Origin of the sequence: Dickeya chrysanthemi NCPPB 402 (assembly GCF_000406105.1) — a bacterium.
Lineage (GTDB): Bacteria > Pseudomonadota > Gammaproteobacteria > Enterobacterales > Enterobacteriaceae > Dickeya > Dickeya chrysanthemi.
The window spans coordinates 4,659,584-4,669,628 of record NZ_CM001974.1 but is presented as its reverse complement, the minus strand read 5'-3'; the positions used below and the strand labels follow the sequence as shown (position 1 = coordinate 4,669,628).

The window sequence follows — 10,045 nt, the reverse complement described above, 5'->3', positions numbered from 1 at the left end:
AGGAACAGACGTTAGTTATGTAACTCATGATTTTTCAGGCACCCGGCTGCGCATGGACACGACTACGCCGGGGTGCGCCGCGCATTAAGGCGGCTTTACCGTGACGATCCCGATCCAGAGATCGCTAGCGGGACGGCGGATCATAACCTAAACCACGAAAGAGATCTCCCCTTTCTACACAGTTTCGATCCTTTTTATCCACAGGCTCTTCTTATAGTCTGTGTCAAATTCCGCTTTTATTACGGGATACCCGTAAGGTTACCCACAATCAGCTTGCCGATCCCTTGCGGGGATTAAGCATAAACGTAATTAGCACGATCAAGGGTGATGGGGATCATGATCCCGCCGACAGGATCGCAGGCGGATCCTTGCGCTTTATCGCAGAGTCCGTATAATCCCCAGCCTGCGCGTAGCGCCTGTTTTCTGTGCTGTTCAAACAGGAAATCCGGAACAACCGGGAAGTTTCAGGCGGGTAAAACGCGGATGTTAATTGACTCGGGACTGTACAATTATTACAATCCCGCCTCTTTATTATGCGATTGAGGCGTCGGTCACTTTTCACGCCGAGTAGCCAAACGCGTTTACTGTGAAGTCTTAAATCAAGTTTAGGTAGAAATCGCCATGAAACGCACTTTCCAACCGTCCGTATTGAAGCGTAACCGTAGCCACGGTTTCCGTGCTCGTATGGCCACTAAAAATGGTCGTCAGGTTCTGGCCCGCCGTCGTGCGAAAGGCCGTACTCGTCTGACTGTTTCCAAGTAATAAAAGCTAACCCTTCGAGTGGTTACGCTCGCTTTTCCCAGGGAGTTACGTCTGTTAACTCCCAGCCATTTCTCTTTCGTCTTCCAGCAGCCCCAACGGGCCGGCACGCCGCAGATCACCATCCTCGGTCGCCCGAATACGCTGGGACACCCTCGTATTGGTCTTACCGTCGCGAAAAAGCACGTCAGACGGGCTCACGAACGCAACCGCATCAAGCGCCTGACGCGTGAAAGCTTTCGCTTACGTCAACACGAGCTGCCTGCGATGGACTTTGTCGTCATCGCCAAAAAAGGGGTGTCTGAGCTGGATAACCGTACGCTAACGGAAGCGTTGGAAAAATTATGGCGCCGTCACTGTCGTTTGGCTCACGCCTGCTGATTGGCCTGATACGCGGGTATCAACGCTTTATCAGTCCGCTACTTGGACCGCACTGCCGCTTTCAGCCGTCGTGCTCCCAATATGGCATTGAAGCAATACGCCGGTTCGGCATGATAAAAGGCTGTTGGTTGACGCTTAAACGCGTATTAAAATGCCACCCTTTGAACCCTGGTGGTGATGATCCCGTACCGCCAAAACCCGACAATAACAGAGAACACTAACGATGGATTCGCAACGCAATCTCCTTCTCATCGCTCTGCTATTCGTGACGTTCATGATCTGGCAGCAGTGGGAAACGGATAAAAATCCACCCGCGGCAACCCAGACCACGCAACTGGCGAATAGCGCTGTGGGCGATGCAGCTAACCAGGGCGTACCTGCCAGCGGTCAGGGTAAACTGATTACCGTGAAAACCGATGTGCTGTCGTTGAACATCAACACGCGCGGCGGCGACATCGAAGAAGCCGACCTGCTGGCCTACCCGGCGGAGCTGAGCTCCAGCCAGCCGTTCAAGCTGCTGGAAACCACCCCGGCCTTCACTTATCAGGCTCAGAGCGGCCTGACCGGCAAAAACGGCCCGGATAACCCGGCGAACGGTTCACGCCCGCTGTATGTCACGTCGGCAGATCGCTTTGAACTGCCCGCCGGTCAGAATGAATTGCGTATTCCGTTGACCTACACCGATGCCAACGGCGTGAGCTTCACCAAAACCTTCGTCCTGAAACGTGGTGAATACGCGCTGAATGTAGAATACAGCGTCAACAACGCCAGCGCTCAGCCGCTGGAACTGGCCTTGTTTGGTCAGTTGAAACAGTCTATCGATCTGCCGTCGCACCGCGACACCGGCAGCAATAACTTTGCCCTGCACACCTACCGTGGCGCAGCGTTCTCTTCCAGCGAAGACAAATATCGCAAATACAGCTTTAGCGATATGAAAGAGAACCTGAATATCAACACGCAAGGCGGTTGGGTTGCCATGCTGCAGCAGTATTTTGCTACCGCCTGGGTGCCGGCTACCGCTGCCAACAATACATTTTACAGCGCCAATCTTGGCAATGGCTTAGCCGCCATCGGCTTTAAGGCCGCGCCGGTTATCGTACAGCCGGGTAGCCAGCAAAACCTGAACGCCACCCTGTGGGTCGGCCCGGAAATTCAGGATAAAATGGCCGCCGTCGCACCGCATCTGGATCTGACCGTGGATTACGGCTGGCTGTGGTTCATCTCCCAGCCGCTGTTCAAGCTGCTGAAGTTCCTGCACGGCTTTATCGGCAACTGGGGCTTCTCCATCATCGCCATCACCTTTATCGTGCGCGGCATCATGTACCCGCTGACCAAAGCGCAGTACACCTCGATGGCGAAAATGCGCATGCTGCAACCGAAACTGCAGGCGATGCGCGAGCGTATCGGCGACGACAAGCAGCGCATGAGTCAGGAAATGATGGCGCTGTACAAGGCTGAGAAAGTGAACCCGCTGGGCGGCTGCTTCCCGCTGGTTATCCAGATGCCTATCTTCCTGGCGTTGTACTACATGCTGATGGGCTCAGTGGAGCTGCGTCACGCGCCGTTCGCGCTGTGGATTCATGACCTGTCGGCGCAGGACCCGTACTATGTACTGCCGATCCTGATGGGTCTGACCATGTTCTTCATTCAGAAGATGTCGCCGACCACGGTCACCGACCCGATGCAGCAGAAGATCATGACTTACATGCCGGTGATCTTCACCGTGTTCTTCCTGTGGTTCCCGTCAGGCTTGGTGCTGTACTATATCGTCAGCAACCTGGTGACCATTGCCCAGCAGCAGATGATTTACCGCGGGCTGGAAAAACGCGGGCTGCACAGCCGCGAGAAGAAGTAACCGATTGATTGCCTAATCAATCTCATTATGAGGCGGTCACTGACCGCCTTATTTTTTTACATTAAGATAACCCCGTAACCGAGCCTGAAAACAGGCGAAAAGGCAGAGAGAACACCATGAGCCATACCGACACCATCGTTGCCCAAGCCACCCCGCCGGGACGCGGCGGCGTAGGTATTCTGCGTATCTCAGGCCGCACCGCCGCCACGGTGGCGCAGGCGGTGCTGGGCAAGCTGCCCAAACCACGTTACGCCGATTATTTGCCTTTCCACGACGCCGACGGCAGCGTGCTCGATCAAGGCATCGCCCTGTGGTTTCCCGGCCCGAACTCCTTTACCGGCGAAGACGTGCTGGAACTGCAAGGTCACGGCGGCCCGGTGATTCTCGACCTTCTGCTCAAACGCGTCGTGGCGCTGCCGGGCGTACGCATCGCTCGTCCCGGCGAGTTCTCCGAACGGGCATTTCTGAATGACAAACTGGATCTGGCGCAGGCCGAAGCGATTGCCGATCTGATCGACGCCAGTTCCGAGCAGGCCGCCCGTTCCGCCGTCAACTCGTTGCAGGGTGTCTTTTCCTCCCGCGTTCATCAACTGGTGGAAGCACTCACTCACCTGAGAATCTACGTAGAAGCGGCGATCGATTTCCCCGATGAGGAAATCGACTTTCTCAGCGATGGCAAAATCGAAGCCATGCTCAATACAGTGATCGGCGATCTGGAGGCGGTACGCGGCGAAGCGCGTCAGGGCAGCCTGTTGCGCGAAGGGATGAAAGTGGTGATTGCTGGCCGGCCGAATGCCGGTAAATCCAGCCTGCTGAATGCGCTGGCCGGGCGCGATGCCGCCATCGTCACCGATATCGCCGGCACCACCCGCGATGTGCTGCGTGAGCATATTCACATCGACGGCATGCCGCTGCATATCATCGACACCGCCGGGCTGCGCGAAGCCAGCGACGAAGTAGAACGTATCGGTATTGAACGGGCGTGGCAGGAAATCGAACAGGCCGACCGGGTACTGTTTATGGTGGATGGCACCACCACCGACGCGGTAGAACCGGCGGCTATCTGGCCGGAATTCATGGCACGATTGCCGAGTCGGTTACCGATCACCGTCGTGCGTAACAAAGCGGACGTCACCGGCGAACCGCTGGGCATTGAAGAGGTAAATACTTACTCACTTATCCGCCTTTCCGCCCGCACCGGCGACGGTGTAGACCTGCTGCGTGACCATCTCAAGCAGAGCATGGGATTTACCAGCAACACCGAAGGGGGCTTTCTGGCCCGCCGCCGTCACTTGCAGGCGCTGGAGCAAGCGGCGCAGCATCTGCAACAAGGCCACGAACAACTGGTCGGTGCCTACGCCGGTGAACTGCTGGCCGAAGAACTGCGGCTGGCGCAGCAGGCGTTGAGTGAAATCACCGGCGAATTCACCTCCGACGATCTGCTGGGGCGGATTTTCTCCAGTTTTTGTATTGGGAAGTGAAGTCGCTTACTTAAACAGAGAAACGCAGTAAAACTGGCATTAGGGCATAGCCCCTGATACCGAAAATTACGCGTCAGCGCCGCCTAGAATATTGTCTAATTGCATTTCTTTCAAAACACGGTCTTGAATGGGTTGTTTAGCAGCGTTAATTTCATCAACACCCCAAACCAAGCCGACCGCTGTGCGTGTTGGGCGTTTGCCTGTAGGCATGTCTGCTAGCGCTAAATAAGTATCTACGACCATTTGTGGATCAGGTGCTTGATCGCTTTGCATAAATTTACCGAATTCTTCGAACATAGCGGAAGGGATTTTTGCCAATTCACCATAGCTATCCAGTATGTCTTTGTGTGCAGGCTCTTGCCCTGCTGCACTTAGACCTGTAGGGAACGGGCCTGGTTGTACTATAGCGATATCAATGCCGAATGGCGCCACTTCGTAGCGTAAGCCTTGGAGGTAGCCTTCCAAAGCATGTTTGGTAGCGGCGTAGGTAGAGAAATATGGCGCTGAAATTTGGCCAACCATGGATGAGGTGTTGATGATTAGACCAGATTTAGCATCACGCATAGCAGGCAAAACAGCCTGTATAGTACGCATAGCGCCATAGTAGTTAGTTTCCATCTGCTCTCTAGCTTGGGAAATGCTAAATGCTTCTGTAATGCCAAGGTACATTACACCTGCATTGTTAATCAAAATATCAATTTTTCCCGCTTTATTCAGTACGCTTGCAATGGCGGTTTTGACAGACTCGTCGTTGGTAACATCCATATCGACAACATGGATGAAATCGCTATACGCTTCCAATTCGGCCTTAACTGTGGCGTTCTTACCTTCTGGAGCACGCATGGTAGCGAACACTTGATAGCCTTTATCTGCAAAATCTTTTACTGATTTTTTGCCAAATCCACTGCTGCTTCCTGTAATAACTACGCTTTTTTTGTATCGCTCATCTTTCGTTCCCATTCGGTTTGTTAATTTAATACCAGGTGGTAAAATAAACACTGAGGCACTGTCTGTCAAATTAAAATACCATGGAGTATAAAATTAGGATGAATCCAATTAAACCTTCCAGGGGGAGACCCAAAACACTGGATCGTGATCATGTCTTAGATGTAGCAATGCATTCTTATTGGAAAGAGGACATAGGCAATTTATCCCTTAATGAAATTTGCAGGAGATCTGGTGTATCGAAGCCAGGCCTTTATCGTGAATTTTCGAATGAAGATGGCTTGATGAAAGCTGTTCTTATTAAGTATCAGGAACAAATACTAAATCCTGTACAGCAAATGTTGAACAGTGAAACTCCGTTTCGAGAAGTGCTTGATAACCTCATATCATTTGCCACATCAGCTAGCTGTAATCATGAGTCCCCAACGGGATGTCTTTTTATAAAAATGCGTGAATCACGAATGCACTTGGGTGAAGCAACACGAACGCAAGTAGATCTCCTTGAGGAGCAAGGATTAGTCGCTTTCAGAAAATGGTTGGAACGCTCAAAGGCCAAAGGAGAGTTTTCTGCAGATATGCCAACAGAGTTTGCAGCCACATACATCGACGCACAACTAAGTAATGCTTCGTCACAGCTAGCTCGCGGAGAGGATCCTTCAACTGTGAAGAAAATACTATTAGTCGCTTTTTCTATGTTGGGATGAGCTACTTAAAGTTGTTAAGTCAGTGGCAAAAACTCGGCCTGTTGATCTTGGGCGATACTGAAACAACTGGCCGGCGATGGCCTCAATCGACAACGTGGTAGATTCCAGCAACGTCTGGCTTTGTGCAGGCGCTCGGCCATCAGCCATTCACCGACCGACATCCCGGTAGCCTTGTGAAACTGTCGGGTAAAAGTACGACGGCTCATTAGCGTGCGGCGTGCCAGTTCATCAAGGTGATGGGGCTGGTCGAGGCGGCTTCTCAGGTAGTCCAGCAACGCATTGATTCTGGTGTCCTGCGTCGATGCCGGCATCGGCCGCTCAATAAACTGTGCCTGGCCACCTTCACGATGCGGGGGAATCACCATTCTTCTGGCGATTTTATTGGCTATCACACTACCGTGGTACTTCCTGACCAGATGTAAGCAACAATCCAGCCCGGCGGCCGTGCCTGCCGAGGTGAGCAGCCGCTCGTCCTCTACGTATAACGCCTGTGTATCCAGCCGTACATCCGGAAAACGCTGCTGAAAATCCTGCGCAAACTCCCAGTGCGTCGCGGCGTTGCGCTGCGTAAGCAGCCCGGCCCACGCCAGCACATAGGTGCCCAGACATAGCCCAACCAACAAGCTGCCGCGCGCATAAGCGGCGCCCAACGCCTCCAGCAACGCCGGATTCGGCATCTCCTGTGGGTTACGCCAGTAAGGCACCACCACGATATCGGCTTGTGCCAGCGCATCCAGCCCGAACGGGTATCAATCTGCAACCCCTGGGCGGAACGCAACACACCACCTTCACCAGCGCAAAGATGCAACCTGAATAACGGTTGTCCCGGCAGTACATCGCCGAAAATCATGCAGGGCACCGATAAATGAAACGGGCTGAACTGATCGCAGGCGACTACCGCGACCGACGGAATAGGCTTACTCACGTTGCATTCTCCCCTGCGTTATCGCCGCCCGTTTATCATACCCGCTACAGCATACAGGACTCGCCATCAGCCGGGATTAATACCTGATGCGCCACACCGTTTTGCTGCAAAAAATCCGCCAGAGCCGCACGGCTCAACGCCGAATGGTTAACCGCTTCCATGTGGCTGGCGATGAGGGTTGCATTCGGTGCGTGCTGCGCCACGGCCAGCACATCCTGCTGGTTCATGATGATCGATCCCAGGCCGACGACCTGTGCATCGCCGCAATTGAGCACAATCACTTCTGGCACATAGCGACGCAGATTTTCCGCCACGTCCGCATTCCAGACGGTATCGCCCGCCAGACACAGCGTTTTTTCCTGCGGATGGCGCAGCACGACGCCGCATACCTCACCCAACCTGTCGCCCAGTTTTTCCATAATGGCATCGCTGCCATGTTGGCCCGGTGTTTTACTCAGAGTGATATCGCCAAAAGTACCCTGCTCGCTTAACAGCCGGACATCTCCAAACCCGGCGGCCCGAATCAGGCTTTGATCGTGCTCATGCTGGGTAAATATCGGTAATGATTTCGGCAGTTGGGCGGCGGCGACATCATCCCAATGATCAAGATGGGTATGGGTGACAATTACCGCATCTACACCGGCAAACAGGCTCTCCAGCGTAACGGGCAGATCCACCAACGGGTTACGCAAATGGCTGTTCAGCGTCCCTTCAAAACCGGGATAAGCGCCTTTTTCGGCCAGCATCGGGTCGATGAGAAACGTTTTACCGGCAAAGCCAATTTTCAGCGTCGCGTTCCTGATCTGGGTAATGTTCATCGTGGTGTTCCTCTTTTTTAAGACAAAAATGGCGGATTACCGTTATTCTGCTTAAAAACCCACGTCACCGGCAGTGGCCCAAAGGTCATTTATCGATACATTCGGGCCAATTCATGATCGAGCGTCAAGCCTTGGCTGTTCAACCGATTATTTATTCCCTGGGGAGTAAATATTAATAGATGAAACTACTTTGAATTTATTAATTACCCTTTTAATAAGAAAAACTTGTTATCCGAAAATGAGTAATGACGCTATTATTTATTTTGACATGTCTGTCACCGGTTTATTTTATGCACCTCCTTTATGGACAAAGGAAATAGTATGACTGAATTAGTAATCAACCCTCTCGATTTGAATGGATTTGCTTTTGTCGAGTTTGTTACCGATACCCCAGAAACACTCTCAACATTATTCGTTTCGCTGGGTTTTACCTGTGTTGCACACCATCGCCACCGTGATATTGCACTCTTTCGGCAGAACAACATCAATTTCCTTGTCAATAATACAGCCACCGGTTTTCCACAGACCTTTTTACAGGAGCATGGCGCCGGGGCCTGCGGCGTGGGTTTTTATGTCAAAGACGCACACCGGGCTTATGAGCGGGCGCTTCAGTCCGGCGCAAAACCAGTAGAGCAGACCGTCAATCCGGGGGAAATTCGGGTGCCGGCTATCGAAGGCATCGGCGGTTCAAGAATTTATTTCGTCGAAAAATATCATACGGATATTGATATTTTTGATATTGATTTTTCATTTATTCCCGGCGTAGAAAGAAATCCGCAGGGATTTGGACTGCATACCATTGATCACCTGACCAATAACGTCTATCAGGGAAGAATGGATTACTGGTCTGAATTCTATACCCGAATATTTAATTTCCGGCAGATTCGTTATTTTGATATTGCAGGGGAATATACAGGATTGCACTCCAAAGCGATGGCGGCCCCTGACGGTAAAATCCGTATTCCGCTGAATGAAGAAGCAGAGGGCAGCAATGGGCAAATTCAGGAATTTCTGCGTCGGTTTAATGGCGAAGGTATCCAGCATATCGCGATGCAAACCGACGATATTCTGACCTCGATCGATCAGTTACGTCAGGCAGGGTTACCGCTGATGACTGCACCATCAGAGACTTATTACCGTATGGTGGAAGAACGCCTGCCTGGGCACGGCCGTGATACCGCAGCACTACAGGCACGCGGCATTCTGATTGACGGCAATACCCGTAACGGGCAGAAAAAACTCCTGCTGCAAATTTTCTCGGAAACGATGATCGGCCCGCTGTTTTTTGAGTTCATCGAGCGGGATGGGGACGAGGGATTCGGCGAAGGCAACTTCAAGGCGCTATTTGAATCCATGGAGCGCGACCAACTGGCGCGCGGGGAAATCAAAGTGACGACAGAAGCGGTCTAACCCGCTACTTGTATCAGAGTATCAGACGCGGCCTTGAGCAACACAAGGCCGCTACCGCCTGAATGGCAATCGTATGGTCTTAGAGCCTATCCCATTAGGGCTATTTCACTTGCCATTTTGGCCTTGGGCAGTGCTCGAAACCCTCACGTACTACGTGTACGCTCCGGTTTCTCCGCGGCTTCCCGAGTCCAAACTGGCTGCGCCAATAACGCCTACTGGGATAGGCTCTTACTATCGATTACATGCCAGCAGCATTGGCAATTATCGCGCGGGCGCTCAGTCGCCCGTTGATGTCAGGTGTTATCTGTTTTTTGCTCATAGGTTTTGCGCGCTTCACAAATCGTACGGTGATGCGCATCCGCCCATTCCACCAACATTTTCATGGGTTGTAAAAAAGAGCGCCCAAGCTCGGTGAGCTGATATTCCACCCGAGGCGGAACCTCAGCGTAAACCGTACGGCTGATGAAGCCATCTTGCTCAAGTAGTTTTAACGTTTTGGAGAGCATTTGCCTGGAAATATCGCCGATATTGCGCATCAGCTCATTAAACCGCAGCGTGCCGCCACTGAGGGTTTCCAGCACCAGCAAGCTCCACTGATCGCCGATACGATCGAGTACATCACGTATTGGACAAGCCTGTTCAAAGATAAAAACCTCTTTTTCAACCACGGTTTTTGGCATCGCATACTCCACAATAGTCAGCTTTTGGTGACCAGATAACACACGGGTAACTTCTTGCGCAACGATTAGACCTTACGCATAATCCCT

General features: G+C 52.3%; 10 protein-coding genes and 1 pseudogene. 7 read left to right on the top strand and 4 right to left on the bottom strand.

Features of this window, described 5'->3' with window-relative positions; genetic code table 11:
- Positions 1 to 621 precede the first annotated feature (621 nt).
- The 5 genes from rpmH to mnmE all read left to right on the top strand — a co-directional run bounded on the left by rpmH (position 622) and on the right by mnmE (position 4,476).
- Positions 622 to 762 (top strand): 50S ribosomal protein L34, encoded by a 141-nt coding sequence (gene rpmH, locus DCH402_RS21840; protein WP_004093983.1) that lies wholly within the window; start codon positions 622 to 624, stop codon positions 760 to 762.
- Between the two features lie 18 nt (positions 763 to 780).
- A complete protein-coding gene (gene rnpA, locus DCH402_RS20705; RefSeq protein WP_012886808.1) occupies positions 781 to 1,140 on the top strand; it encodes a ribonuclease P protein component in 360 nt (119 codons plus the stop codon).
- On the top strand, positions 1,104 to 1,361 hold the full coding sequence (yidD, locus tag DCH402_RS21835) for a membrane protein insertion efficiency factor YidD (RefSeq protein WP_012886807.1): 258 nt from the start codon (positions 1,104 to 1,106) through the stop codon (positions 1,359 to 1,361). The genes rnpA and yidD overlap by 37 nt, the downstream gene beginning before the upstream one ends.
- Before the next feature lie 2 nt (positions 1,362 to 1,363).
- Positions 1,364 to 2,995, top strand: a complete 1,632-nt coding sequence (gene yidC / locus DCH402_RS20700) for a membrane protein insertase YidC (RefSeq protein WP_040003249.1) — start codon at positions 1,364 to 1,366, stop codon at positions 2,993 to 2,995.
- A 116-nt stretch (positions 2,996 to 3,111) separates the two neighbouring features.
- Positions 3,112 to 4,476, top strand: a complete 1,365-nt coding sequence (gene mnmE, locus DCH402_RS20695; protein ID WP_040003247.1) for a tRNA uridine-5-carboxymethylaminomethyl(34) synthesis GTPase MnmE — start codon at positions 3,112 to 3,114, stop codon at positions 4,474 to 4,476.
- Positions 4,477 to 4,542: 66 nt separating this feature from the next.
- Here mnmE and DCH402_RS20690 read toward each other — a convergent pair whose 3' ends face one another.
- Positions 4,543 to 5,493, bottom strand: a complete 951-nt coding sequence (locus tag DCH402_RS20690) for an SDR family oxidoreductase (protein WP_152486948.1) — start codon at positions 5,491 to 5,493, stop codon at positions 4,543 to 4,545.
- 29 nt (positions 5,494 to 5,522) lie between these two features.
- Here DCH402_RS20690 and DCH402_RS21830 point away from each other — a divergent pair, with 29 nt between their 5' ends.
- A complete protein-coding gene (locus DCH402_RS21830; RefSeq protein ID WP_161624088.1) occupies positions 5,523 to 6,125 on the top strand; it encodes a TetR/AcrR family transcriptional regulator in 603 nt (200 codons plus the stop codon).
- 63 nt (positions 6,126 to 6,188) lie between these two features.
- Here DCH402_RS21830 and DCH402_RS20680 read toward each other — a convergent pair.
- Together DCH402_RS20680 and DCH402_RS20675 are read right to left on the bottom strand one after the other, a co-directional pair.
- Positions 6,189 to 7,050: pseudogene (locus tag DCH402_RS20680) on the bottom strand (GlxA family transcriptional regulator); the annotation flags it as partial.
- Between the two features lie 44 nt (positions 7,051 to 7,094).
- The gene (locus DCH402_RS20675; RefSeq protein WP_040003243.1) at positions 7,095 to 7,868 is read right to left on the bottom strand and encodes an MBL fold metallo-hydrolase; all 774 of its coding nucleotides are present in this window, start codon (positions 7,866 to 7,868) and stop codon (positions 7,095 to 7,097) included.
- A gap of 321 nt (positions 7,869 to 8,189) precedes the next feature.
- Here DCH402_RS20675 and hppD point away from each other — a divergent pair, with 321 nt between their 5' ends.
- Entirely contained in the window at positions 8,190 to 9,278 is a 1,089-nt protein-coding gene (gene hppD / locus DCH402_RS20670; protein ID WP_040003241.1) for a 4-hydroxyphenylpyruvate dioxygenase, read from the top strand.
- Positions 9,279 to 9,571: 293 nt separating this feature from the next.
- On the opposite strand, the gene DCH402_RS20665 is transcribed toward hppD, so the two are convergent.
- Positions 9,572 to 9,958 carry a winged helix-turn-helix transcriptional regulator gene (locus tag DCH402_RS20665; RefSeq protein ID WP_040003239.1) on the bottom strand — a complete coding sequence of 129 codons (387 nt, stop codon included), beginning with the start codon at positions 9,956 to 9,958 and terminating at the stop codon, positions 9,572 to 9,574.
- Between the last annotated feature and the right edge of the window lie 87 nt (positions 9,959 to 10,045).